The organism is Nocardia sp. NPDC127526 (genome assembly GCF_042672265.1).
Taxonomy (GTDB): domain Bacteria; phylum Actinomycetota; class Actinomycetes; order Mycobacteriales; family Mycobacteriaceae; genus Nocardia.
In genome coordinates this window covers 103,774-128,478 of the sequence record NZ_JBHXVO010000017.1, presented here as the reverse complement: position 1 = coordinate 128,478, position 24,705 = coordinate 103,774, and the positions used below count along the sequence as shown (strand labels likewise).

At 68.1% G+C, this 24,705-nt stretch carries 25 protein-coding genes and 2 tRNA genes; 13 read left to right on the top strand and 14 right to left on the bottom strand.

Features of this window, described 5'->3' with window-relative positions:
- The first annotated feature begins 88 nt into the window (after positions 1–88).
- The 3 genes from ACFVIV_RS25150 to ACFVIV_RS25140 all read left to right on the top strand — a co-directional run bounded on the left by ACFVIV_RS25150 (position 89) and on the right by ACFVIV_RS25140 (position 1,906).
- Positions 89–991 (top strand): DUF3105 domain-containing protein, encoded by a 903-nt coding sequence (locus ACFVIV_RS25150; protein ID WP_379200256.1) that lies wholly within the window; start codon positions 89–91, stop codon positions 989–991.
- Positions 991–1,713: a DUF305 domain-containing protein gene (locus ACFVIV_RS25145; protein WP_379200254.1), complete on the top strand. Its 723-nt coding sequence runs from the start codon at positions 991–993 to the stop codon at positions 1,711–1,713. The genes ACFVIV_RS25150 and ACFVIV_RS25145 overlap by 1 nt, the downstream gene beginning before the upstream one ends.
- A gap of 120 nt (positions 1,714–1,833) precedes the next feature.
- Positions 1,834–1,906 (top strand) — tRNA-Arg (locus tag ACFVIV_RS25140).
- A 125-nt stretch (positions 1,907–2,031) separates the two neighbouring features.
- Here the strand turns inward: ACFVIV_RS25140 and ACFVIV_RS25135 are convergent.
- Together ACFVIV_RS25135 and ACFVIV_RS25130 are read right to left on the bottom strand one after the other, a co-directional pair.
- A complete protein-coding gene (locus ACFVIV_RS25135) occupies positions 2,032–3,363 on the bottom strand; it encodes a hypothetical protein (protein WP_379200252.1) in 1,332 nt (443 codons plus the stop codon).
- Positions 3,364–3,560: 197 nt separating this feature from the next.
- Positions 3,561–4,028, bottom strand: a complete 468-nt coding sequence (locus tag ACFVIV_RS25130; protein ID WP_379200250.1) for a carboxymuconolactone decarboxylase family protein — start codon at positions 4,026–4,028, stop codon at positions 3,561–3,563.
- 206 nt (positions 4,029–4,234) lie between these two features.
- Here ACFVIV_RS25130 and ACFVIV_RS25125 point away from each other — a divergent pair, with 206 nt between their 5' ends.
- Complete coding sequence (locus ACFVIV_RS25125) at positions 4,235–5,509, top strand: alpha/beta hydrolase family protein (RefSeq protein WP_379200248.1); 1,275 nt, start codon at positions 4,235–4,237, stop codon at positions 5,507–5,509.
- Position 5,510: 1 nt separating this feature from the next.
- Here the strand turns inward: ACFVIV_RS25125 and ACFVIV_RS25120 are convergent, their stop codons facing one another.
- Both ACFVIV_RS25120 and ACFVIV_RS25115 read right to left on the bottom strand, forming a co-directional pair.
- Positions 5,511–6,110, bottom strand: coding sequence for a TIGR03086 family metal-binding protein (locus ACFVIV_RS25120; RefSeq protein ID WP_379200246.1), 600 nt, complete (start codon positions 6,108–6,110; stop codon positions 5,511–5,513).
- Positions 6,111–6,157: 47 nt separating this feature from the next.
- The gene (locus tag ACFVIV_RS25115; RefSeq protein WP_379200244.1) at positions 6,158–6,511 is read right to left on the bottom strand and encodes a hypothetical protein; all 354 of its coding nucleotides are present in this window, start codon (positions 6,509–6,511) and stop codon (positions 6,158–6,160) included.
- Between the two features lie 104 nt (positions 6,512–6,615).
- On the opposite strand from ACFVIV_RS25115, the gene ACFVIV_RS25110 reads away from it, so the two are divergent.
- Both ACFVIV_RS25110 and ACFVIV_RS25105 read left to right on the top strand, forming a co-directional pair.
- Positions 6,616–7,038, top strand: a complete 423-nt coding sequence (locus tag ACFVIV_RS25110) for a hypothetical protein (RefSeq protein ID WP_379200242.1) — start codon at positions 6,616–6,618, stop codon at positions 7,036–7,038.
- Positions 7,039–7,066: 28 nt separating this feature from the next.
- Positions 7,067–7,573, top strand: coding sequence for a metallophosphoesterase family protein (locus tag ACFVIV_RS25105; protein ID WP_379200240.1), 507 nt, complete (start codon positions 7,067–7,069; stop codon positions 7,571–7,573).
- On the opposite strand, the gene ACFVIV_RS25100 is transcribed toward ACFVIV_RS25105, so the two are convergent.
- A tRNA-Cys gene (locus ACFVIV_RS25100) sits at positions 7,555–7,626 on the bottom strand. The two genes, ACFVIV_RS25105 and ACFVIV_RS25100, sit on opposite strands and share 19 nt — an antisense overlap.
- Before the next feature lie 107 nt (positions 7,627–7,733).
- Here ACFVIV_RS25100 and ACFVIV_RS25095 point away from each other — a divergent pair.
- Both ACFVIV_RS25095 and ACFVIV_RS25090 read left to right on the top strand, forming a co-directional pair.
- A complete protein-coding gene (locus ACFVIV_RS25095) occupies positions 7,734–8,276 on the top strand; it encodes a MarR family winged helix-turn-helix transcriptional regulator (protein WP_379200238.1) in 543 nt (180 codons plus the stop codon).
- A gap of 76 nt (positions 8,277–8,352) precedes the next feature.
- Positions 8,353–9,393: a hypothetical protein gene (locus tag ACFVIV_RS25090; RefSeq protein ID WP_379200236.1), complete on the top strand. Its 1,041-nt coding sequence runs from the start codon at positions 8,353–8,355 to the stop codon at positions 9,391–9,393.
- 42 nt (positions 9,394–9,435) lie between these two features.
- Here ACFVIV_RS25090 and ACFVIV_RS25085 read toward each other — a convergent pair whose 3' ends face one another.
- Positions 9,436–9,819: a DoxX family protein gene (locus ACFVIV_RS25085; RefSeq protein ID WP_379200234.1), complete on the bottom strand. Its 384-nt coding sequence runs from the start codon at positions 9,817–9,819 to the stop codon at positions 9,436–9,438.
- A 156-nt stretch (positions 9,820–9,975) separates the two neighbouring features.
- Here ACFVIV_RS25085 and ACFVIV_RS25080 point away from each other — a divergent pair, with 156 nt between their 5' ends.
- Positions 9,976–10,749 (top strand): SDR family NAD(P)-dependent oxidoreductase, encoded by a 774-nt coding sequence (locus ACFVIV_RS25080; RefSeq protein WP_379200232.1) that lies wholly within the window; start codon positions 9,976–9,978, stop codon positions 10,747–10,749.
- A 63-nt stretch (positions 10,750–10,812) separates the two neighbouring features.
- Here the strand turns inward: ACFVIV_RS25080 and ACFVIV_RS25075 are convergent, their stop codons facing one another.
- From ACFVIV_RS25075 to ACFVIV_RS25055, 5 genes are read right to left on the bottom strand one after another with little or no spacing between them, the layout of a single operon-like run.
- A complete protein-coding gene (locus ACFVIV_RS25075) occupies positions 10,813–11,640 on the bottom strand; it encodes an enoyl-CoA hydratase (RefSeq protein ID WP_379200230.1) in 828 nt (275 codons plus the stop codon).
- Positions 11,637–12,533 carry a 3-hydroxyisobutyrate dehydrogenase gene (gene mmsB, locus ACFVIV_RS25070; RefSeq protein ID WP_379200324.1) on the bottom strand — a complete coding sequence of 299 codons (897 nt, stop codon included), beginning with the start codon at positions 12,531–12,533 and terminating at the stop codon, positions 11,637–11,639. The genes ACFVIV_RS25075 and mmsB overlap by 4 nt, the downstream gene beginning before the upstream one ends.
- A gap of 11 nt (positions 12,534–12,544) precedes the next feature.
- Complete coding sequence (locus ACFVIV_RS25065) at positions 12,545–13,633, bottom strand: enoyl-CoA hydratase/isomerase family protein (protein ID WP_379200228.1); 1,089 nt, start codon at positions 13,631–13,633, stop codon at positions 12,545–12,547.
- Positions 13,630–14,769: an acyl-CoA dehydrogenase family protein gene (locus ACFVIV_RS25060; RefSeq protein WP_379200226.1), complete on the bottom strand. Its 1,140-nt coding sequence runs from the start codon at positions 14,767–14,769 to the stop codon at positions 13,630–13,632. The genes ACFVIV_RS25065 and ACFVIV_RS25060 overlap by 4 nt, the downstream gene beginning before the upstream one ends.
- 3 nt (positions 14,770–14,772) lie before the next feature.
- On the bottom strand, positions 14,773–16,272 hold the full coding sequence (locus ACFVIV_RS25055; RefSeq protein ID WP_379200224.1) for a CoA-acylating methylmalonate-semialdehyde dehydrogenase: 1,500 nt from the start codon (positions 16,270–16,272) through the stop codon (positions 14,773–14,775).
- Positions 16,273–16,453: 181 nt separating this feature from the next.
- On the opposite strand from ACFVIV_RS25055, the gene icmF reads away from it, so the two are divergent.
- The gene (icmF, locus tag ACFVIV_RS25050; RefSeq protein ID WP_379200222.1) at positions 16,454–19,741 is read left to right on the top strand and encodes a fused isobutyryl-CoA mutase/GTPase IcmF; all 3,288 of its coding nucleotides are present in this window, start codon (positions 16,454–16,456) and stop codon (positions 19,739–19,741) included.
- A gap of 108 nt (positions 19,742–19,849) precedes the next feature.
- Complete coding sequence (locus tag ACFVIV_RS25045; RefSeq protein WP_379200220.1) at positions 19,850–20,911, top strand: amidohydrolase family protein; 1,062 nt, start codon at positions 19,850–19,852, stop codon at positions 20,909–20,911.
- A gap of 43 nt (positions 20,912–20,954) precedes the next feature.
- On the opposite strand, the gene ACFVIV_RS25040 is transcribed toward ACFVIV_RS25045, so the two are convergent.
- Positions 20,955–21,911 (bottom strand): DUF2157 domain-containing protein, encoded by a 957-nt coding sequence (locus ACFVIV_RS25040; protein ID WP_379200218.1) that lies wholly within the window; start codon positions 21,909–21,911, stop codon positions 20,955–20,957.
- 53 nt (positions 21,912–21,964) lie between these two features.
- A complete protein-coding gene (locus tag ACFVIV_RS25035; RefSeq protein WP_379200216.1) occupies positions 21,965–22,366 on the bottom strand; it encodes a Dabb family protein in 402 nt (133 codons plus the stop codon).
- A 109-nt stretch (positions 22,367–22,475) separates the two neighbouring features.
- On the opposite strand from ACFVIV_RS25035, the gene ACFVIV_RS25030 reads away from it, so the two are divergent.
- Positions 22,476–23,099, top strand: a complete 624-nt coding sequence (locus tag ACFVIV_RS25030) for a TetR/AcrR family transcriptional regulator (RefSeq protein ID WP_379200215.1) — start codon at positions 22,476–22,478, stop codon at positions 23,097–23,099.
- Here the strand turns inward: ACFVIV_RS25030 and ACFVIV_RS25025 are convergent.
- A complete protein-coding gene (locus ACFVIV_RS25025; RefSeq protein ID WP_379200213.1) occupies positions 23,084–23,761 on the bottom strand; it encodes a TetR/AcrR family transcriptional regulator in 678 nt (225 codons plus the stop codon). The two genes, ACFVIV_RS25030 and ACFVIV_RS25025, sit on opposite strands and share 16 nt — an antisense overlap.
- Before the next feature lie 103 nt (positions 23,762–23,864).
- Here ACFVIV_RS25025 and ACFVIV_RS25020 point away from each other — a divergent pair, with 103 nt between their 5' ends.
- Positions 23,865–24,701: an SDR family NAD(P)-dependent oxidoreductase gene (locus tag ACFVIV_RS25020; RefSeq protein WP_379200211.1), complete on the top strand. Its 837-nt coding sequence runs from the start codon at positions 23,865–23,867 to the stop codon at positions 24,699–24,701.
- The last annotated feature ends 4 nt before the right edge of the window (positions 24,702–24,705 follow it).

The following is a 24,705-nucleotide window of genomic DNA, read 5'->3' as shown; positions in this document are numbered from 1 at the left end:
GCGCGCGGGCACCTACCGGGCAGGCGCCCAGCAAACTGTGCGCCGCACCGTTTGATTGTCCGACACGTCGAAGAGAGCACAACAAGCTATGCCGAGCAGGACCAGTGCCAAGTCGGCCAAGGCCATCAAGGCCGCGGGCAAGTCCGCCCCCTCCACTCGCAAGGGTAGTGGCGGCAAGTTGCCCACGAAACGCAATATTCCCTGGCTGACCATCGGCGCGGTCGTGGTCATCGTCGGGCTCATCGGCGGCATCGCCTGGTATCTCGTGCCGAAGTACCACGAGAAGCAGGAACTGAAGAACCCGTCGGCGTATATCGACGGCATCGTGAAGAAGGACTACGAGGCGGGTCTGCACGTGGCCGCGACGCAGCGGGTGGCCTACGACCAGGTCCCGGCGTTCGGCGGCCCGCACGACTCCTCGTGGGCGGCGTGCACGGGCGTCGTGTACGACAAGGCGATTCGCAGCGAGAACGCCGTGCATTCGCTGGAGCACGGTGCGGTGTGGATCACCTACAACCCGGACAAGGTGGATGCCGCGAGCATCGACACCCTGAAGAAGAAGGTGGACGGTCAGCCGTACACGCTGATGTCGCCGTACCCGGGCCTGGACAAGCCGATCTCGCTGCAGGCGTGGGGTCATCAGCTGAAGCTGGACTCGGCCACCGATTCGCGGGTGGATCAGTTCATCAAGGATCTGCGACTGAACAGCAACACCTACCCGGAAGTCGGTGCCAGCTGCGCGAATCCGACCTTCGACACCGCCAACCCGCCGGCCTTCGATCCGAGCGCGCCGGGCCCGGACGCGGTGCCGATGAACGGCAAGGGCGCCTCGCAGGATCAGTCCGAGCTGGGCGGCGGCATCTCGCCCGGCACCATTCCCGGCCTGGGCGGCCTCGGCGGCCTGACCGAGATGCCCGGCGGCGTCCCGCAGATCCCGGTGCCGACCGAAGGCGCCGAGCAGCCGGCCCAGCAGCCGGCTCCGGGACAGTGATGCCACCCTTGGTCTCCGACGTGCAGGACTTCAGCAGCGAGCCCGAGCCCACCGCCGAGCCGGATCAGCAGCCGCGCCGCAGTCAGCGGCCCGCGCTGCTGGTGCTCGGCGTGATCGGCGTGGTCCTGCTCGCCTTCCTCGCCGGCGTGCTGGTCGGCAATCCGCTCGAGGAGGGCACGACCGCGCCGGGCGCGGTGGATATCGGCTTCGCTCAGGACATGTCGGTGCATCACACCCAGGCCGTCGAAATGTCGGCCATCGCGCTGGCGGGCACCAGCGATCCGGCGGTGCAGCGCTTGGCCTACGACATCCTCACCACGCAGCAGAATCAGGCCGGCCGCATGCAGGGCTGGCTGCAACTGTGGAACGAGCCCATGCTCGGCGCCAATGGCTACATGGGCTGGATGACCGACTCGTCCTCCCATCACGGCGGCAGCTCGGAGCACTCCGGCCCGGTCGCCACCATGCCCGGCATGGCCACCGATCAGGAACTCACCGCCCTGCGCCAGGCCACCGGCGCCGCCCAGGACGTCCTGTTCCTCCAGCTCATGCTGCGCCACCACCAGGGCGGCATGCCGATGATCGAATACGCCGCCCAGCGCGCCGACACCGACGCCATCCGCACCCTCGCCGCCAGCATGGTCCAAACCCAGTCCGGCGAATCCCAGCTCATGACCCGCATGCTCGCCGAACGCGGCAGCACTCCCCTCCCGCAGAACTGACCCGGTGCACCGGGTGCCCCAAAACACCCGGTCCACCCCAATTTTTGGCGCAACGCACCCAATGCGATACGCTTTCCCAGCCCACTCGGAAAGTCGAGAAGTCCGAGGGGGTCCACCCCCGCCCTCGTAGCTCAGGGGATAGAGCGTCTGCCTCCGGAGCAGAAGGCCGCAGGTTCGAATCCTGCCGAGGGCACCGAAAAGCAAGGCCCTGACCAGCGCACCAGCCGGTCAGGGCCTTTCTCGTGGTCGGGCACTGTAGCCAAACCTGTACCCAGAGGGCACAGTACGAGGCCCGGATCGCGAAAGACCTTCGGGGCGTTAGTTGTCAGCGGGGCGGGGGGATCGGATGCGGTGCAGGAGGAGGATTCCGGCGGCGCAGGCGGCGGTGATCAGCAGGGCGGTCCAGCCGGGGGCGGCGGAGAGGGCGGCGGCCGGATCCCGGTACCAGCGTGGGGAATACGCGACTCGGCCGAAGCTGTTGCCGCGCAGGGCAACCACGACGCACGGCACCACGAGCACCGCGAGAGCCAGCACCGTACCGGTGGCGTTCTTCGGGACCGCGGCGCCGAAGGCGTAGCCGAGCAGCAGCGACAGACCGGTGATGCCGATGACCGGCACGGCCGTGCCGACAGGCGCCTGATTCGCGGTGCACGCGGCGAAGAGGGAGAGCGCGGCGGCACCGGTCAGGGCGACGGGAATCGAGGGCCGGCGGCGGCCGAAGTAGAGGCCGGCGGCCACGCCCGCGAGTGGGAGCGGTGCGGTCCAGTCCGGGCGCGGGACGGCGATGATCGCGCTGCCGGCATTCGCTATGGCGACCGACAACAGGACCAGTACGCCGTCGCGGCCCGGGAGCAGCAGCACCGCGATGAGCGCACCGACGAGCGTGACGGTCACCGCCACAGCGAGATTCACGACATTGTCGGCATGCCGGACGAACCATTGGGTGGCGACCGCGGTCGAGATCACCAGCATGAGGGCGGCCACGATCGGGCCGATGGGCAGATCGGCGCCGGCGTCGTCGGGCGCGGGCTCCTGCCGTTGCAGGGCGATCCCGGCGGCCAGCACCGCCACCGCCAGCACCAGCAGCCCCAGCGGCGGCGTTCCGCTGGACGGCCATTCGATGAGCGAGGACACGCCCTCGTCCGGCGGAAGCGCGGTGAGATCACCGATCAGGATGCTCGACAGCATGCCGAAGAGGAAGGCCGTGTACGCGGCCGGGCGCGCCGATACCGCCACCGCGAGCGCACCGAGCAGGATGCCGCCGCAGATCGAGTCGACATAGTTGACCGTGGACAAGGTCCCGGTGGTCACCACATCGCGATCCCACAGGTGATCGCCGAGCAGGACGGCCGCACTGCCGAAAGCGGCGATCCACGCTGACCGCCTGCCCAGCACGACGGCCAGGGCCGCGGTCACCATGGCGAGCACCGCACCGGCCGCGGCGGCCCGCGGCATATTCAGGATCAGCAGATCCAGCTGAACCGGCGGCCCGGCGGTGGTCCATTCGAAGTCGAGCGGCGCCATGAGCAAAAGCCCGGCGACCACCGCTCCCAGGAATCCGGCCGCCGACTCGATCGCCCCCGCGTACCGCCCGAATCCCGATGACCAGGCCGCATGCACCGGAAGCGGCGGCGCGAACTTTGCGTCCACTGGTCACCCTTCCAGCTCGGTGATGCGACGCCCGGCGCGCTTCAGAACAAATAGCAAACGCCTTCCAACGTACCGGCCGCATAGTCACGTAACCGGCGACGTGATGTCGCTCACAGTTAATCTTCGGCAAGGCCGGAGACAGTGGAATGCCGTATCACGCGTGGGCGTGACACGGCATTGGCGGTGCGTTCAGGCTGTCACCACTGGCCGGGCTGGTAGTCGCCGCCGGTCATGCCGGAGATGACATTGAGGCGGTTCCAGGCGTTGATGGTGGCGATCAGCGAGATCATGGCGCCGATCTGGTCGTCGTCGTAGTGCTTGCGGACCTGCGCCCAGGTGTCCTCGCTGATGGCGCCGTTCTTGTCGGCCATGCGGGTGGCCTCGTCGGTGAGGGCGAGGGCGGCGCGCTCGGCGTCGGTGAAGACGGTGGATTCCTGCCAGGCCGCGATCATGGCCAGGCGCACCGGGGTCTCGCCGGCGTGCACGGCGTCCTTGGTGTGCATGTCCAGGCACATGCCGCAGCTGTTGATCTGCGAGGCGCGGATCTTGATCAGTTCCTGGGTGGTCTTCGACAGGGTGGAGTCGTCGATGACGCGGGTGGCGGTGACGAAGCGCTTGACGAACTTGGCGGCAACTTCGTTCTCGTACAGGGCGAAACGGGTCATGGTTCTGCTCTTTCTCTGTGGCGGTGTATTTCGTTGGGTTCGTGAAGGTGACGACGCAGCCTGCCGAGGTGTGACATCCCCAGGTCAGGCGAGTTTCCGCGCAATGTGGCCCTGCCGGGGATCGGCACCGGACAGTGGTGGCACCAATCCGGGCCGCCGGTATTGCGTTGCCGCTGGCCATGGCAACGGACCGGTATGTTTTGGGCATGTCGGACATCGAGGCGGTGCGAGCAGAGGTCCCGATGCGCGCGGAGTCCCCGGCGCGACGGTCTCGGCGGCTCGCCGCCACGGTGGCCGCGGCGGTCGCCGGCGCCGGGATCGCGGGCGCGCCCGCGAATGCCGCACCGGCAGGCGCGGATCCGCTCTCCTTCTACTCGGCGCCGGTGGATCAGATGGCCGGGGAACACGGTTCGGTGATCCAGTTCCGGCCGCTGACCGAGGAGCCCGCGCTGGCGGGGGCGCGAAACTATCTGGCGCTGTACCGATCCGTGGATATGCAGGGGCGGACGGTCGCCGTATCCGGAACCATCGCGGTGCCGGAGGGCACGCCGCCGCCGGGCGGATGGCCGCTCATCTCGTGGGCGCACGGGACCACCGGGGTGGCCGATATCTGCGCGCCGTCGCGCGACACCTCGGCGGCCTTCCCGGCGCACGACTACACCGCGCAGGTGCGGCGCGTGCAGGAGCGGTGGGTCGCGGCCGGGTACGCGGTGGCGCAGACGGACTATCAGGGCTTGGGGACGCCCGGACCGCACGGCTATCTCATCGGCACGGCCGAGCAGCGGGCGGTCACCGATATGGCCCGGGCCGCACGGGAAATCGAGCCGGAGATCGGCACGCGCTGGGTGGCCGTCGGGCATTCACAGGGCGGGCAGGCGGCGCTGTTCACCGCGGCGCAGGCGCAGCAGTGGGCGCCGGAGCTTCAGCTGCTGGGTGCGGTGGCGCTCGCCCCGGCGTCGCATCAGGGGCTGGGTTTGCAGGCGGTGCAGGCGGCGTCGACGGTCGGCGTGTCGTCCGCGCTCGGTCCCGTCGCCAGGAGTTCGATGGCCTTCCTGCCGTTGATCATTCGCGGCGCCCAGACCGTCGCGGATATCGATCCGGCCCGATTCCTCACGGCGCGAACCGATTCCATGGTGGAACTCGCCGACACCGGTTGCATCGGAAAGCTGCGGCGGCCCGACGAATGGGGCGGAGTGGCCGCCGATGAGATCTTCGCCCGCAACGGCGATATCGGTCCGCTGGCGTGGGTACTACACGAAAACGATCCCAGCGCATTGGCTTTCACCTCACCCGTGCTGGTGATGCAGGGCCGCGCCGATGCCGTCGTCCCGGCCCTGGCGACCGATGCCATGGTGGCGCAACAGCGGCTGTCCGGCCGCCCGGTGCAGTACCGCAATTATCCGGGCGTGGATCACCGGGCCGTGCTGGAGGCGTCCTATGCCGACGCCCTGGCTTGGGTCGATACCCGATTCGGCCGGTGAGTCAGGGCTTCCACTGCGGATCGCGCCCGAACCAGGCGGCCAGCCGATCGTAGGCGGGCGCATCGCCGGTCACCGGCACTTCGAGGCCGAAAGCCTTTCCCTCACCGCGGAATTCCGGCCGCAGCATCTTCTTCGACCAGGCCAGCCCGTACTCCGCCAACTCCGGGTCCAGTTCCAGCTGCTGATCCGTCGCCCGCGCGAGATCCCATGCGTGCATGGCGAATTCGGTGATCTGCTGATCGGCGCGAGCGCGCAGCGGGCCCTCCCCGCCGCCGGGCGTGGGCACCCGGCTGTCGAGATCGGCCATGCGCCAGGCCTCGATCAGCGGCGCGGAGCGGGTATTGAACTGATCGCCCCAGCCCACATCGCCGAACTTCTCATCGGAGGACTGCCAATCCGGCGTGCCGCCCTGCGCGGAGATCACGAAATTGGGCAGGATCTGGCCCAGCAGATGGTCGACCAGCCGGCGCACCGACCAGGCCGCGCACGGGGTCGGCAACTCCGCCTGTTCCGGGCGGATCGCCGCGATGACATCGGTCATCTGCGAGATCGCGCGTTCGATGAGGTCGATCGCCGGGTCGGGAGTTCCCTTGTCCGCCATATCGCCAGGCTATCCCCGGCGCGGGGCGCGGTCTTGTAAATACGCGACTAGGCGCAGCGGAAGCGGAAGGTCGCGGTCGGGGTGATTCCCGGCACGGCGGTGACCTGCTGAATCGCGTCGCCGTCGAGGCCGCAGCCGGTCGGTGTGCTCACCTGGACGCGGTAGCAGCCGGGCCCGACGGCCGCCGTGGCGAGCCCGTCGTTCCCGGTGACGACGCTCGCGGCCGGACCGCCGGCGCACGGCGTCACCTCGGCCGTCACGCCCGCGATGGCGAACTGCTCGGGCCCCCACACCGTCTGCACCCGCACCCCGGGATCCGCGGCCGGCGGCTGCGCGGCGGCGAGTGGGGCGCAGGCGAGCGCGGCGGCGGCAACGGACGATACGAACAGTGTGCGACGCACCGGGTCTCCTTCGGGTCGAGCCGGGGCGAATCCACCCCCGCGCCAATATATCTGCGTGCCGTAGTCTGCGGACGTCGGTGGCGGCCCCGAAGACAAGGAACTCGATGATCTTTCGCACTCGACTGGCAGCAAGCCTGATCCTGCTGGCAGTGCCCCTGACAGGGTGTGGAACAGCGACCGCGGGCAAGGAAGCGCCCGGCGACAGTCAGCGCATCGAGGCGGCCGTGCGCGAGTTCTACGGGCTGCTCTCGGAGCAGGGGCCGGGCGTCGCGGTGACCAAGGCCTGCGCAACGGACCGCGCGGAATGGGACGCGCTGCCCGCTACTCAGAAGAGCGCGGCGGAGATGGGCAAACTCTCCATTCGCGTTGTCGCCGTACAGGACATCGTGATCACCGGCGATCGCGCGACCGCGACCATGACCGGCGGGCTGGCGCTGCCCGGATCCGCGGACAAGAACACCACCGCGACCGAACATCTCCGCAAGGAAGAGGGCGCATGGAAGGTCTGCTCGGCGGACGGGAAGTAGTCCGCCCGGCAATGCCGGAGGTGCGGGCATGAGCTGCTGCGGGCCCAGCCGGCGGCGGATGCTCGGCGTCCTGGGCGCGGCGGGGCGGGATCGGCTCGCCTGCCGGGGAAATCACGACCGGCCGCACACCGGCGACGAGTACGCCCCCTGTGAGCCGGTGCTCGACCATTTCGACCGCTGGGGCGAATCCTTCACCGCCCGCCAGCAATTGGCCGTCCACGAGCTCGGCGGGCTGTGCCTGCTCGCCCTCCACACCAGCGAGCTCGACGGCTCCGGCGGCGTCCTCGAGCGGCCCTGGCTCGACCGGTTGCGCGATCTGCTGCACGATGATCCCGACCGTCCCACACTGGTTTTCAGCCACCACCCGGTCACCACCGAATCCGGCTGGTCCAATATCGCGGGACCGGGGTTCATCCTCAATGGCGGCAATGCGACCGAGTTGCAGTCGCTCTATCAAACCGGCCTGAACAGAAATGTGGCCCCTATGGAATCCACAGGGGCCACAATTCATCTCAGAGCGAGCGGCGGGAATTGAACCCGCGTGAACGGCTTTGCAGACCGTTTCCTGAACCACTCGGACACACTCGCATCGTCAGCAATAGTGCCGTGCGGCGGCGGGCGTCGCGAGGGTTCGAATCACCGTGATTTCTATGTGGCTGCCGGAACGGTCGCGAACCGCATGCGATGATCGGTGCATGTCTCGGCCACGTCCCCTGCCACTCGATCCGATCGAGGAGGCGCATCGCCAGTGGACCGAGCACGGGTGGGGCGAGGTGGCCGACGGGATGGCTGCGGTGACCTCGCTGGTGCGGGCGCAGCAGATCGTGATGGCGCGGGTGGACGAGGCGTTGAAGCCGTCCGGACTGACCTTCTCGCGGTACGAGCTACTCATGTTGCTGGGTTTCAGCAAAACGGGAGCCCTGCCGATGGCGGTGGCCAGTGCGCGATTGCAGGTGCATCCGACCAGTGTCACCAATACCGTGGACCGGCTCGAGGCTGCGAAGCTTGTGAAGCGCGTCCCGCATCCCAGTGACCGGCGTGCGACGTTGATCGAAATCACCGATGCCGGAAGGGATTTGGTGGCCAAGGCCACCACTCAGCTGAACCGGCAGGTTTTCGCGAACGCCGGGCTGCCGCCGCAACGTTTGCAATTGTTGCTGGAATTGCTGGCGGAGTTCCGGCAAACGGCCGGTGACTTCGACAGTGGTGGCGCGCCCACCAGATGGGCCGGACAGTAACCGTCCAGCATCCCAGCAGCCAATTTCCTGCGTCATAGTCTTGGCTTCGGCCCGCAAAAGGTTCACCATTGAGGCCATGGTGCTGGTCCTCGGGGTGTCAGCTGGCGCGGCGGGTGCGCGCGCCATGCTCACCCATTCCGACCAGCCGCATCTGCCGCCCATAGACCGCTGCAAGGTGCCGCGCCGGGTGGGCGGCGGCATCGACGAAGCGGTCTTCGAGGCCATCCGATTAATGCGGCAGTCCGCGGCCCGGCGCGATGAATTCATTACCGGTATCGCTGTGACCTGCAGATGTTCCTCCCAGGCCGATGCCATTCGCGTCACCGCCGGCCGCAACCGCCTCACCCTCATCGACGAGCCGGTCGCCCAGCTCAGATATCTCCGCTTCACCGGCCGCCTACCGTCGGAGGGCTCGATCCTGCTCTACGACCTGGGCTCCTCGGGCCTGACCCTGACCCAGATCGACTGCCGGACCGACGCCATCCTGGCCACCAAGCGCAGCACCGTCCTCAGCGGCGACGGTCACGACGCCCTGCTGCGCTGGCTGCTGGTCCGCAATGGCGTCACCGTGGACCTGGCCACCAGCCGCAGCCACAAGGAGGCCCTGGCCACCGACAGAGTCCTCACCGTCTGCGACCCCATCTCCGGCCGCCGCGCCGTGATCACCCGCAGCGACTTCGCCGACCTGGTCTCCGCCGGCATCCACCACTCCGCGTCCTTCGTCCGCCAAATGGTCGCCGAAACCGGCGTCCACCCCGACGCCATGGCCCTGCTCGGCGGCTGCACCCGCAATAAATCCATCCGGGACGAACTCGACCAGCAACTGGACCTCCCCCTCATCTACGACCCGGAACCCGACTTCGTCTCCACCCGCGGCTCGGTCCTCCTGGCCGCCGAACGCCCCTCCGCCCGCCGAGTCCGAAGCGTCCGTTTCACCCCGCCCCCCACCATCCACACCCAACTCGAGCCGGTCTCCCGCCGCAAACTGGTCGCCGCCATCGCCGTCACCGCCACCCTCGGCGGCACCATCGCCGGCGCCCTCACCCTCGACCGCGGCGGCGACCAAGCCGAAAAGCCGCACACCGTCGAGGTAGTGGGACCGCCCAAGCCCGGCTGACCCTGTTCAAGGGCCGATTCGCCTCTGACAGCCCGTCTTTCGTCAGCCAGCGAAGGGTTCGATGACGAAGCGGCCCCAGGCGATGAATGCCGCGAGGGCCAGGTAGACGGCGTTCACGGCGACGAGTTTCGGTTGGCCGAGGCGGCCGTGGGCGATCATCGCGCCGATCATGAGCAGGATCCAGCAGGTGGCGGTGATCGGGACCAGGACGGGAACGATGTCCAGCACCGCGGGGAGGATCAGGCCCAGGGCTGCCAGGAGTTCCAGGACGCCAAGGGATTTGATGACGGCGGGGGTGAAGTTCTCGGTCCATTCGCCGCCGTGCTGTGCGGCCAGCTTCGACTTGGGCAGGAAGGTTTTGGTGATGCCGCCGCCGAGGGCGACTACGGCCAGCAGTCCGGCGGCGATCCACAGTGCGAGGTTCATGGTCTGTCTCCTTTGGTGCAAGCGTTCGACCTCGTGACACCGCTGGGCCGATTGCTGTGACGGTCTATGAGGCAGCTCACACGGACGGGCTGTCACAGGGATGGGGGCGGCGGCATCTTGTGGGCGTTCGGGTACAGCACGAGTGAGGACGAAATCATGGATGTCGCAGAGCAGTTCGCGGATCGGAAGATCGCGCTGGTGACGGGAGCCAACAAGGGAATCGGGCGGGGAGCCGCGGAGCAGCTGGCCGCGCTCGGGATGACGGTGCTGATCGGGGCGCGGGATACCGGGCGGGGCGCGGCGGCCGCGGCGGCGGTGCGGGCGGCCGGGGGTGATGCGCACGCGGTCGAATTGGATGTCACCCGGGCGAGCACTGTCCAGCAGGCCGCGGAGTGGATCGAGCAGCGGTTCGGGCGGCTCGATGTGCTGATCAACAATGCCAGCATCACCGGGTCGGGTCAGGTGTCGCCGGAGGATGCCGTCGATCAGGTGCCCAGCACCGTGAAGCTGGATATGGTGCGAGAAGTCTTCGAGACCAACGTCTTCGGGGTGATCGCGGTGACCAATGCGATGCTGCCGTTGCTGCGGCGATCGGCGGGTGCGCGGATTGTCAATGTCAGCTCGCATGCCGCGTCGCTGACCCTCATCGGGGATCCGGACGGGCCGTTCGCGGGGCTCTTGCCGTCGGCGGCGTACTCGCCGTCCAAGACCGCGCTGTCGGCGCTGACGGTGCAGTACGCCAATGAATTGCGGAAGGACGGGATTCTCGTCAATGCCGTCGCTCCGGGCTATGTCGACACGGACAGCAACAACCACACCGGATTTCTGACGGTGGCGCAGGGGGCGGCAGTGCTGGTTCGGCTGGCCACCGTCGGCGACGACGGGCCGACCGGTGGGTTCTTCAGCGAAGACGGGCCGCTTCCTTGGTAATCCGCATACGCGACGTCCCGCCGACCTTTGCGGTCGGCGGGACGTCGGGCGGGCGGTGCGGAACTACTTGTTGGTGAAGTTCGCCGGGCGCTTCTCGACGAAGGCGGTCATGCCTTCCTTCTGATCGTCGGTGGCGAACAGCGAGTGGAAGACGCGGCGTTCGAAGCGCAGGCCCTCGGTGAGGGTGGTCTCGAAGGAGCGATCGACGGCTTCCTTGGCGATCATGACCGACGGCAGCGACATGGAGGCGATGGTCTCGGCCACCTCGAGAGCGGTCGCCACGAGCTGGTCGGCGGGGACGATGCGGGACACCAGGCCGGCGCGTTCGGCCTCCTCGGCATCCATATTGCGGCCGGTGAGGATGAGATCCATGGCCTTGGCCTTGCCGACGGCGCGGGTGAGGCGCTGCGAGCCGCCCATGCCGGGAATGACGCCGAGCTTGATCTCGGGCTGGCCGAACTTGGCGGTGTCGGCGGCAATGAGGATGTCGCACATCATGGCCAGTTCGCAGCCGCCGCCCAGGGCGTAGCCCGCCACCGCGGCGATGATGGGCTTGCGGAAGGCGACCAGTCGGTCCCACCCGGCGAAGTGGTCGGCGAGGAACATGTCCATATAGGACTTGGACTGCATTTCCTTGATGTCGGCGCCGGCCGCGAAGGCGCGCTCGGAGCCGGTCAGCACGACCGCGGTGATCTCGTTGTCGGCCTCGAGCTCGTCGAGGGCGGCCGAGATGTCGGCCAGGACCTGCGAGTTCAGGGCGTTCAGGGCCTTCGGCCGATTGAGCGTGATGAGGGCGACGCGCCCCTTGCGCTCCAGCAGAATGGTCTCGAAGTCGGGCCCGCCCGTCGCCCGGCCGCCACCCCCCACGGAATCGCTCCGCGATGCAGTCATCCTTGTTCCTCTCCCGATCGCTTGCGGATATCGGTGACGATAGCCGAGAAGTCCTTGCCCGCTTCGTCCTGGTTGAACCGGCTGTAGATGGCTGCCGCGAGCTGACCGATCTGGCCGTCGACCCCATTGGCCTGCAAGGCATTGGCGGCGAGGCCGAGGTCCTTGGTCATGAGCGCGGTGGCGAAACCGGGCTTGTAATCGTTGTTGGCCGGGCTGGTCGGCACCGGACCCGGGACCGGACAGTACGAGGTGAGCGCCCAGGACTGGCCCGAGGCGGTGGAGACCACATCGAAGAACTTGTCGTGGGTCAGCCCCAGCTTCTCGCCCAGCACGATGGCCTCGGACAGGCCGATCATGGAGATCCCCAGCAGCATGTTGTTGCAGATCTTGGCGGCCTGCCCCACGCCCGCGCCGCCGCAGTGCACGACCTTGCCGCCCATGATCTCCAGCAGCGGCAGCGCATCGGCGAAATCGGCGTCCGCGCCGCCCACCATGAAGGTGAGGGTGCCCGCCGCGGCGCCGGCGACACCACCGGAGACGGGCGCGTCGAGGGCTCGATGTCCCGCTGCCGCAGCGAGTTCCGCGGCGGCCTGGGCGTCGGCGACATCGATGGTGGAGCAGTCGACGAACAGCGTGCCCGGCTTGGCGGCGGGCAGGATCTCGCCGTAGACGTCGAGCACGATGCGGCCGTTGGGCAGCATGGTGATGACGATGTCGGAGGCCGCCACGGCTTCGGCGGCGGTCTCGACGACGGTCGCGCCGTCCCGGCGGGCCTGATCCTGTGCCGCCGGAACGGGATCGAAGGCGAGGACGTCGTATCCGGCTTTGACCAAATTGGCGGCCATCGGACCGCCCATGTGGCCGAGACCGAGGAATCCGATCTTCTTGCTCACATTCTGAATGCTCACAGCTCGTCCTTAGGTGCGGCCAAACCCAATTCGCGGTCGCCGAGCTCGCCGAAGTAGGCGTCGACATCGGCGGCGGTGACATCCGCCAGGGTGGCGGGCTGCCATTGCGGGTTGCGGTCCTTGTCGATGACCTGGGCGCGAATGCCTTCCACCAGGTCATGGGTATTGAGCGAGGCGGCCGAGACCCGGTATTCCCGATTCAGCACCTCTTCGAGGCTCGCCGCGGTGCGGGCGCCGCGCAGCGAGCGCAGCGTGACCTTCAGCGCCACCGGCGATTTCGACAGCACATCCGCCGCGGCCTTGGCCGATTCCCCTCGCCCGTCCGACTGCAGCCGGTGCACGATCTCCTCGACCGTGTCCGCGGCGTAGCAGTAGTCGATCCAGTCCCGCTGGGCCGCGAACTCCGAAACCGGCGCGGGCTGGGCGAATTTGGCGATGGCGGTGTCGGCGTCGGTGGAGTGCAGCGCCTCCAGCAGCGCCGGCAGATGCTCGGACGGCACGAAGTGGTCGGCGAATCCGGCCGCGATGGCGTCACCGGCGCTCATGCGCGCGGTGGTCAGCGCGATATGGGTGCCGATCTCGCCGGGCGCGTGCGCCAGCAGATAGGTGCCGCCCACGTCCGGGATGAAGCCGATGCCCGTCTCCGGCATCCCGACCTTGGAGCGCTCGGTCACGATGCGATGCGAGGCGTGCCCGGACAGCCCGACGCCGCCGCCCATCACGATGCCGTCCATGATGGCGACATAGGGCTTGGGGTAGCGGCCGATGAGCGCGTTGAGAATGTACTCGTCGCGCCAGAACCGCCCGCTCGCCGAGTCCGCGGCGGCGTACGCCGAATCCCCTGCGGCCACCGCGTTCTGGGCGTCGGTGTGGATGGCGACGATATCCCCGCCCGCGCACAGCCCGCGCTCCCCCGCACCGGTGAGCACCACGGTGCGCACCTCGTCGTCGTCCGCCCATTCCCGCAGCGCGTCCAGAATGACCAGCGCCATCGGATGATTCAGCGCATTGATGGCCTTGGGGCGGTTCAGCGTGATCAGGCCGAGCCCGTCGCGCTTGTCGATCAGAACCTCGGGCTCGCTCATGCTGCTCCTACCACCGAGCGGGCGACAACCACCCGCATGATCTCGTTCGTGCCTTCCAAGATCTGATGCACCCGCAGGTCGCGGACGATCTTCTCGATCCCGTATTCGTGCAGGTAACCGTAGCCACCGTGCAATTGCAGGGCCTTATTGGCCACCTCGAACCCGGCATCGGTGGTGAACCGCTTGGCCATGGCGCACAGCTCGACCTTGTCGGCCGCGTCGGCGTCCAGCGCCGCCGCGGCCCGCCACAGCAGGGTGCGGGCGGCCTCCAGCGAGGTGCGCATATCGGCCAGTTCGAATTGCAACGCCGGATTGTCCAGCAGTCGCGACCCGAAGGCCTTGCGCTGGCCCATGTACTCCACGGTCCGATCCAGCGCCGCCTGCGCGCCGCCGAGCGAACAGGCGGCGATATTCAGCCGCCCGCCATTGAGCCCGTTCATGGCGATCCGGAAGCCATTGCCCTCCGCGCCGAGCAGATTGGCGGCGGGCACCCGGGCATTGTCGAGAATGACCTGCCGGGTGGGCTGCGCGTTCCAGCCCATCTTCTTCTCATTGGCGCCGACGGAAAGTCCCGGCGTGTCCGCGGGCACGATGAACGCCGAGATGCCGCGCGCGCCATTGTCGCTGGTGCGCGCCATCACCACGTACACATCGGTGCTGCCCGCACCGGAGATGAATTGCTTGACACCGGTGAGCAGGTAGTCCTCGCCGTCGCGAACGGCCTTGGTGCTCAAGGCCGCCGCATCGGAGCCCACACCTGGTTCGGTGAGCGCGTAGCTGGCCAGCAGATCCATGGACGTCAGTCCCGGCAGCCACCGATTGCGTTGCGCCGCATCGCCGTAGCTGTCGATCATCCACGTCGCCATATTGTGGATGGAGATATAGGCGGCCACGGCCGGGCAGCCGGTGGACAGCTGCTCGAAGATGCGCACGGCATCCAGCCGCCGCAGCTCCGAACCGCCCACGTCCTCGCGGACGTAGATGCCGCCCAGGCCGAGCTCGCCGGCCTTGCGCAGCACATCCACCGGAAAGTGCTTCTGCTCATCCCATTCCAGCGCATTGGGCGCGAGCAGCTCGTCTGCGAAGGAGCGGGCGGTCTCGGCGATCGCCTTCTCGTCCTCGTCGAGTACGAACATCGATCAGTCCATGGTCGGGATCACGAAGGCATTGGATTCCTTCATCCCCGAGGGCCAGCGCTGCGTCACCGTCTTGGTCTTGGTGTAGAAGCGGATGGAGTCCGGGCCGTGCTGGTTGAGATCGCCGAAGCCGGAACGCTTCCAGCCGCCGAAGGTGTGGTACGCGATCGGCACCGGGATGGGCACATTGATGCCGACCATGCCTACCTGCACGCGCGCGGCGAAATCACGGGCAGTATCGCCGTCGCGGGTGAAGATGGCGACGCCATTGCCGTATTCGTGCTCGTTCGGCAGGCGCAGCGCCTCCTCGTAGTCCTTGGCCCGCACCAGCGACAGCACCGGACCGAAGATCTCTTCCTTGTAGATCCGCATGTCCGGGGTGACCCGGTCGAAAAGCGAAGCGCCCGCGAAGAACCCGTCCTCGCCGCCCGCCACGACCAGCCCGCGCCCGTCGATGACCAGTTCGGCGCCCTCATCGACACCGATCTGGACATAGTTGTCGACGCGGTCCACGCCGTCGCGGCCGACCAGCGGGCCGAAGTCCGCGCCCGGATCGTCGGAGACGCCGACATTCAGCTTCTCGATGCGCTCGATCAGCTTGGCGCGCAGGCGATCCGCGGTCTCCTCGCCGACCGGCACCGCCACCGAGATGGCCATGCAGCGCTCGCCGGCCGAGCCGTAGCCGGCGCCGATCAGCTGATCGGCCACATCGTCGAGATCGGCGTCCGGCATGACGATGGCGTGGTTCTTGGCGCCGCCGAAGCACTGCGCCCGCTTGCCGTTCGCCGAGGCGGTCTCGTAGATGTACTGCGCGATCGGGGTCGAGCCGACGAAGCCGACGGCCTTGATGCGCTCGTCGTGCAGCAGCGTGTCCACGGCCTCCTTGTCGCCGTTGACCACGTTGAACACGCCCGCGGGCAGCCCGGCCTCGAGGAACAGCTCGGCCAGCCGCAGCGGCACCGAGGGATCGCGCTCGGACGGCTTGAGCACGAAGGCATTGCCGCAGGCCAGCGCCGGCCCGGCCTTCCACAGCGGGATCATGGCCGGGAAGTTGAACGGGGTGATGCCCGCGACCACGCCGAGCGGCTGGCGCATGGAGTACACGTCGATGCCGGTGCCGGCGCTCTCGGTGTACTCGCCCTTGAGCAGGTGCGGAATGCCGCACGCGAATTCGATGACCTCGAGCCCGCGCTGGATGTCGCCCTTGGCGTCGGCAATGGTCTTGCCGTGCTCGGAGGACAGCAGCGCCGCGAGCGAGTCCATATCGTCCTGCACCAGGGTCAGGAACTTCATGAGCACGCGCGCCCGCTTCTGCGGGTTGGTGGCCGCCCACCCCAGCTGCGCCTCGGCGGCATTGGCGATCACGGCCTCGACCTCGGCCTTGGACGCCAGCGGCACCCGGGCCTGCACCCGACCGGTGCTGGGGTTGTAGACGTCGCCGAAGCTGCCGGACGTCCCGGGTACGTGCTGCCCGCCGATGAAGTGGGTGAGTTCGCGAACCATGCCAGTCCTGTCTGGGAGTGCCGTCGGCTCGCGCGCGCCGCGCGGCCGGTACTCGGTCACCATATAGTTGGACATCCAAGTATTTCTAGACGGTGGCACTGTGGCAGATCTCACCCTACGATTGATTTGACGTCCTACTATCTGAACGTCAACGGAACCGGCCGTCCGCTTGGAGGATCCCGTGGCCGATCTGCATGTACCCACTCATCCGGTGCGGTTCGTGACCGCCGCGGCCCTGTTCGACGGCCATGACGCGGCCATCAACATCATGCGGCGCATCCTGCAGGGGCAGGGGGCCGAAGTCATACATCTCGGGCATAACCGGGCGGTGCGGGAGGTCGTGGACGCCGCGGTCACCGAGGACGTGCAGGGGGTGGCGGTCAGCTCGTATCAGGGCGGGCACATCGAGTACTTCGAGTACCTGGCGGCCGCGCTGCGGGAGGCCGGGGCGGGGCACGTGAAGATCTTCGGCGGGGGCGGCGGGGTGATCGTCGCCGAGGAGATCGCACGGCTGGCCGAGTCCGGGGTGACCATCTTCTCGCCGGAGGACGGGCAGCGGCTGGGGCTGCCGGGGATGATCAACCGGCTGGTGGCCGACTGCGATGTGGATCTGTCGGTGTCGCCCGCGGCGGTCGAGGCCGTGCTGAGCGGGGATCGGGCGGCCTTGGCGCGCACGCTGACCTGTTTGCAGCAGGGGGTATTGCCGGAGGACGATCTGGCCGCGCTGACGGCCGCCGCCGGGGCGCGGCAGGCGCCGGTGCTCGGCATCACCGGTACGGGCGGATCCGGAAAGTCTTCTCTCACCGATGAACTCGTGCGCCGGCTGCGCACCGATCAGCAGGACAAGCTGCGGGTGGCGGTGCTGGCGGTGGATCCCACGCGGCGGCGCGGGGGCGGGGCGCTGCTGGGCGATCGCATTCGGATGAACGCCCTCGACGGCGAGCGGGTGTTCTTCCGGTCCCTCGCCACCCGGGGCGAGCGGGAGCTGCCCAACAATATCGATGCCATGGTGATCGCCTGCAAGGCAGCGGGATACGACCTGGTCATCCTGGAGACCCCGGGTATCGGGCAGGGCGATGCGGCGGTCGCCGAGCATGTGGACGTGGCGCTGTATGTGATGACGCCGGAGTTCGGCGCGGCCTCCCAGCTCGAGAAGATCGACATGCTGGATTACGCGGATGTGGTGGCCATCAACAAGTTCGAGCGGCGCGGGGCCGAGGACGCGCTGCGGGACGTGTCGCGCCAGCTCATCCGCAATCGCGAGGAGTTCCATGCCGCGCCGGAGGACATGCCGGTATTCGGCACCAGCGCCGCCACTTTCAACGACGACGGGGTGACGGCGCTCTATCAGCATCTGAGCGGGTTGCTCGGTGAGCACGGGTTGCGGCTGGAGGAAGGCGTGCTGCCGCGAGTGACCACACGGGCCTCGACCCGGTTCGCGCAGATCATTCCGCCGGCGCGGGTGCGCTATCTGGCGGAGATCGCGGAAACGGTGCGGGACTATCACTCCGAGACCGCCGAGCAAGTGACAGCCGCACAGCGCGTGCAGCGACTGGAGCAGGTAGTCGCCGACTTGGAGGTCCACTCGTCATCCCGGCGTGCTCTTGGCCGGGATCCAGGGGTGGATTCTGGCCAAAAGCACGCCGGAATGACTGGGGCGGGGGGCGAGGTAGCCGAGTTGCTGGAGCAGGCGTGCACCGAGCTGTCGCCGGAGAATGCGGCACTGCTGGCAGAGTGGCCTGCCGTGGCGGAGTCCTATCGGGGCGAGGAGCAAGTGGTGCGGGTGCGCGATCGGGAGTTGCGCACGACCCTGCGCCGGGAAACCTTGTCCGGCAGTTCGATTCCCCGGGTGGCGCTGCCCCGCTATACCGATCACGGTGAACTGCTGCGATTCCTGCGCTCGGAGAACCTGCCGGGCCGCTTCCCGTTCACCGCGGGCGTCTTCGCGTTCAAACGGGACAACGAGGATCCCGCGCGCATGTTCGCCGGTGAGGGTGATGCCTTCCGCACCAATCGGCGGTTCAAGATCCTGTCCGAACATGCTGATGCCAAACGGCTTTCGACCGCCTTCGACTCGGTGACGCTGTACGGGCACGATCCGGCCGAGCGGCCCGATATCTACGGCAAGGTCGGCACCTCCGGGGTGTCCATCGCCACCGTCGAGGATATGAAGGCGCTCTACGACGGCTTCGACCTGGACGCGCCGTCCACCTCGGTGTCCATGACCATCAACGGTCCCGCGCCGACCATTCTGGCGTTCTACCTCAATACCGCCATCGACCAAGCGCTGGAACAGTTCTCGGCGGCCGAGGGCCGCGAGCCCACCGCCGAGGAGGCGGCGCGGCTGCGCGCCGAGACGCTGGCCACCGTGCGCGGCACCGTGCAGGCCGACATCCTCAAGGAGGATCAGGGCCAGAACACCTGCATCTTCTCCACCGAGTTCAGCCTGCGCATGATGTCCGACATCCAGGAATGGTTCGTGCGCAACAGCGTCCGCAACTTCTATTCGGTGTCCATCTCCGGCTATCACATCGCCGAGGCCGGGGCGAACCCGATCAGTCAGCTGGCCTTCACGCTGGCCAATGGATTCACCTATGTCGAGGCGTATCTCGCGCGCGGCATGCACATCGACGATTTCGCGCCGAATCTGTCGTTCTTCTTCTCCAATGGCATGGATGCCGAGTATTCGGTCATCGGCCGTGTCGCCCGGCGCATCTGGGCGATCGCCATGCGCGACAAGTACGGCGCCAACGAGCGTTCGCAGAAGCTCAAGTACCACATTCAGACCTCCGGCCGCTCACTGCACGCACAGGAGATGAACTTCAACGACATTCGCACCACGCTGCAGGCGCTCATCGCCGTCTACGACAACTGCAACAGCCTGCACACCAATGCCTACGACGAGGCCGTCACCACCCCCACCGCGGAATCGGTGCGGCGGGCCTTGGCGATTCAGCTCATCATCAATCGGGAATGGGGGCTGGCGATGAACGAGAATCCCCTGCAGGGCAGCTTCATCATCGATGAGCTCACCGATCTGGTGGAAGAGGCGGTGCTGCGCGAATTCGAGCGGATCAGCGAGCGCGGCGGCGTGCTCGGGGCCATGGAGACCGGCTATCAGCGCGGCCGCATCCAGGACGAATCCATGCTGTACGAGCGGCGCAAACACGATGGCAGCCTGCCCATTGTCGGCGTCAATACCTTCCGCGGCACGGGCGGCGAGGAGCATCGGGTGCTGGAGTTGGCGCGCGGCACCGAGGAGGAGAAGCAGTCGCAGCTTCGGCGGGTGCGCGAGTTCACCGAACGGCATCGTGACGAGTCCCCTGCCGCGCTGGCCAGGCTGGCCGCTGCCGCCGGTGGGGACGACAATGTCTTCGAAGTCCTCATGGACGCCGCGCGGGTCTGCACCCTGCAGCAGATCACCGACACTTTCTTCACCGTCGGCGGGCAGTATCGCCGTAACGTGTGACCCGTCCCCGGCACCGGCCGGTCCGAATTCGGCTCTCCCGGGGTCCCCGCGTGGAACAATCCGGAACAGGCCGACCCGGATGGAAGGGACATCATGGACCTCACGGGCATGACAGTCGTCGATGCGCACATCCACCAGTGGGATCCGCTCACCACGCCGCGGGAGTTCAGCGGGCTCGCCAGGCTCTTCAAATACCTGCCCGTTCCGCTCGATGTGGCCAAGCGGGTGGCGCCCAAACGGGACCGCGAATTCGTCGGCGATCCCGCGCCGTTCGTGGGCCCGTACCTGCCCGCCGACTACCGCACCGATGCCGGGGACGTGCCCGTCGAGGCCATTGTGCACATCGAGGTCGAATGGGTCGCCAAGAAGCCGCTCGGCCAGGCCGATGAGACCCGGTGGGTGGCGAGCCTGCCATTCGGGGTGGACACGCCCGCGCTGGGAGCCATTGTCGGCGCGGCGGATCCGGCCGCCCCCGGTTTCGCCGAACTGCTCGACGCGCACCGGTCTGCGTCGCCGCTGTTCCGCGGCATCCGATGCCGCGTGGAACACCATCCCGACTCCGGTATCCGTTCGCACTGCAAACAGCCCGGGACCCTCACCGCGCCCGCATTCCTGGACGGCTTCGCCGCCCTCGCCGAACGCCGCCTGTCCTTCGAAGCGTGGGTGTACTCCCGGCAGCTGCCCGAGGTCACCGCGCTGGCGCAGCGCTATCCGGACGCCACCATCGTCCTCAATCATCTCGGCACGCCCGCGGGCATTTTCGGGCCGGTCGGCAAGCACACCGGCCGCAATCCGGGCGAACGCCGCGAGCTGTTCATCCGCTGGCGCGACGACCTCACCGCCCTGGCCGCGCACCCGAATGTGGTCGCCAAGATCAGCGGCCTCATGATGCCCATCCTCGGCCACCCGGTCCCGCCGCGCGGCATCCCCACCCCGGTCCCCGACCTGGTCGAGCGCATCTCCCCCATGCTGCACCACGCCTACGACGTCTTCGGCGCCGACCGCCTGCTGTGGGGCTCGAATTTCCCGGTGGACAAGGCGATTACGAGCATCGGCAATGCCGCCGAGGCCATTGTCACCGCCCTCGCCGCCCACGGCGCCGACGACAAGGCCGTCGAGCAGATCTTCCGCGCCAATGCCCAGCGGCTCTACCGCATCGACGATGTCTGAATCCACGCAGGTCCCGGGGCCGCGCCCGCGGTAGCCGGTCCCCTCACGTGCGATCGCGCGTGAGCCGGAACCCGGCGATGCCGAGGACGACGGCTCCGATGAGCAGGACGACGGCGGCCAGTCCGACGGCCTGGTCGAACCATTCCCAAATCGCCTGTAGCACAGCGATGGTGACGCAGATACCGCCGCCGATCACCAGCACCGGATTGCGCTGTGCGCCGTACAGGGCGAAACAGGTCACGGCCACGAGCAGGGTGAAAGCGACGGCCCAGCCCACGTGCGTGTCCTCGGCGAGGATTCCGCCGGAAACACCGGTGAGGATGGCTATCCCGTAGCCCGCCCACGCGGGCGCCGCGCGACCGGACCGCGTGGCCGCGAACCAGATTCCGCCGAGCGCCACGAATCCGACACCGCCCCAGATCTCATCGAGATCGGCCCAATCCATGAGGACCCCGCCCACCGCGGCGGCGCCGAAGAACCCGATGGCGAGCAACCCGATCAGCGAGGGCAATGCCGCGTAACCCGCAATGGCGCACAGCGCGCCCACCACCGCGGCCGCCACCCACGCCTCATCGTCACCGCGACCGTCGAGGGCGAACCCCACCAGGGCGGTGCAGGCGATGGCCGCCACCACGAACAGCGCCGCGGCCAACCGCGTCGGCACCGAATGCGCGCCCCCGCCAGGCCGGAACAGCCGCCTCGGCCCGCCCGCCAGCCAGACACCGGCACCGGTCGTACCCAGCACGATCACGGCCAGCACCAGCACCCGGCTGAGCCTGCCGAGATCGTCCCACGACGAGTCCATCAACATCAGCAGCCCGCCCAGCACCAACCCGGCCCCCGCATACGCGGCGATCTCGGCGATCACCCGCCCACCCGGCGACCGCCCGGCCCGCTCCTGTTCCAAGGCCCCCAGCACCGCGTCCCGCTGCGCGCCGCTCAGCACCCCCTGATCGACCAACCGTGCCAGCACGGCCCCCACCGAATGATCAACTGTCATATCCGATTATCGCTGCGCGGCGGATTTCGCAACGGAGACTCGCCCTGCCGAATTCAGGCGATACGAACCTCGGGGATGGTGGCCATCAGTTCGGCCCACTCCGGATACATCGCGGACTTGCGCTGATGCATCGCCATGATCTTGGCCCCCAGCTCCGGATCCGGATCGTCGGACAGATCCGGCCCGATGGCGAGCTTCGCGAAATGCGGGGCGATGACCGGATCACCGGCCAGGTGCACCGGATCGTGCATATAGCGCTCCAGCGCGTCGAGGTCCTCGATGCCGACGCAGTAGGCGTGGGTGAAGCCCTCCGACGGGTCTCCCAGGTTCTGCCCGACGGTCGAGAAGCGCACCGATTCGACGGCGGCGGTGCGGCGCATGGTGGCCAGCACCTCGGCACGCTGCTCCTCGGTGGTCTCGTCACGGAATCGGAAACGCAGCACGTGAACGATCATGAATCCTCCTGAATTGAACTTGTCGGTTCAATCTAGTGAACTAACCTGACAGTCCACAAGATCGGACCCGCAAGTCCATAACCGGCGGCGGCCGGGCTAGGCTGCGAGGGTGGCAGCACCGGCACGGGGTCGCATCGACAAGCGACAGCAGATTCTGGAAGCCGCGTTCGCGGTCTTCGCGCGGCGCGGGTACGCCCAGACCTGCGTGCAGGAGATCGCCGACGCGGCGGGCGTGGCCAAGCCAACGGTGTACAACCACCTCACCGACAAGGGCACCCTGTTCCGGGAGGCGCTGCTGGCGGCGGCGGATGCGGTGGGGGCCGAAACCCTTGCCGCCGTGGAACCTCTGCGGGACAGCGGCGGCGATCCGCGACCGGCGTTCACCGATTCGGCTTACCGCCTGCTCCAGGCGTGTTCGAGTGAACGCGGCCGGTCCCTGCACCGGCTCGCCTACGCCCAGGCCGACGAGTTCGCCGACCTGGCCGCGGAAGTCCAGCAGCGCACCGCGATTCGGCTGCGCGAGGCGCTCGCCGATCGGCTGGCCCGGCTGGCGCTGGCCGGGCGGCTGCGGCCGTGCGCTCCGGAAACGGCCGCGGAACAGTATCTGGCACTGCTCACCGGCCCGCTGGAAACCCGATCACGCCTGGGCGCCCGCAAGATTCCGGCCGCCGAACTGCGCGCCATCGCCGACGCCGCGACCGATACGTTCCTGCGCGCCTACGCGCCGGACTGATCCGCGGGGCGGTCGGGCAGGGCCAGATAGCGGGCGCCCAGCAGGTCGGCGGTGCGGGTCACGTGGTCGATGATGCGGTCGGTATCGGTGTCGATGGTGCCGGTGCGCCACGCGGTCAGCAGTTCGGTGAAGCCGCCTATGCCCATGAGAACGCCCATGCGCAGGTCGGATTCGTCGACTCCGGGGCGCAGGTAGGGGCGGCCGGTGGCGATCAGGAGGTCGGTGGCCTCGGTGAGGGTGGATTTGCGGCGCTCCTCGAGGATGCGGCTGCCGGCGTGATTGCCGAAGAGAATGCGGGCGGGGCCGTCGGATTGCAGGGCGACGGCGCGGGCTATGGCCAGGTGCAGGATTTCCAGTGGGGGCAGGGCGAGGTTTTCGGCGACCACGGCGGAGAGTTCGCCGAAGACTTCGAAGCAGACCTCGTCCCAGACCGCGGCCAGCAGTTCGTCGCGGTCGGCGAAGTGCTCGTAGAAGTAGCGGTCATTGAGGCCGACGCGGTTGCAGATGCCGCGCATGGTCACTGCGGCCCAGCCGTTTTCGAGCCAGATGTCCAAGGCGGCCGCGATTATGCGGCGGCGGCGTTCGGCGCGGCGCTCCTCCTGGGTTCGGCCGCCCCAGGTTCCGCTCCGCCTCCCCTGGCCTGCCGGTGCGCGCACGTCCATGGTTGACAAAATAGCGCACCGAGCGCCTAATTGGTGGCAGGTGCGGCCAATGGGGGCAGATGCCACCAATTGACTGCCCGGATGACCTTTTCCGGGAGTTCTCATGCGACTCAACCCATTCGGCGGATCACGCCGGACCCGGCAAGCCGACGCGGTGGTGACCGGCGCCGGCAGCGGCATCGGACGCGCCTTCGCGATCGAGCTCGCACAGCGCGGCGGACGGGTGATCTGCTCCGACATCGATGGCGATCGAGCACGCGAAACCGTCGAGATGATCGATGACGCGGGCGGAAAGGCCTTCGACACCGTCTGCGATGTGAGCCGGATGCCCGACGTCGCGGCGCTCGCCGACACCGCCGAACAATGGTTCGGGAAACCCGCGGACATCGTGATCAACAATGCCGGAATCGGACGCGGCGGCACCGTGATCGGCGATGCGCCGCTGAGCGAATGGCATCAGGTCCTGGATGTGAACCTGTGGGGCGTCATCCACGGCTGCCATGTCTTCGCGCCCCGCATGCGCGCCGCCGGGCACGGCGCCATCGTGAATGTCGCCTCCGCGGCGGCCTTCGCCGCCGGACCGCGCATGGCCGCCTACAACGTGAGCAAAGCCGGGGTGCTGGCGCTGTCGGAGACCCTCGCGGCGGAACTCGCGGGCACCGGCGTGAGCGTCACCGTACTGTGCCCCACCGGCGTGAAAACCAATATCCTGGAAGGCGTTTCGCTGCCCGACGATGCCATGTCGCGCTGGGGCGAACGGCTGCTGCGCTGGACCGAACGCCCGCCCGCGCCGATCATCCGCGGCACCCTCGACGCCGTGGACCGCGGCCGGCTCTATGTGGTGCCGCAGGTCGAGGCCAAGCTCATCTGGCAGTCCAAACGGCTACTGCCCGAACCCTATACCCGCGCCGCCGGATTACTGGAACGGCTGGCCCGGTAGCCGA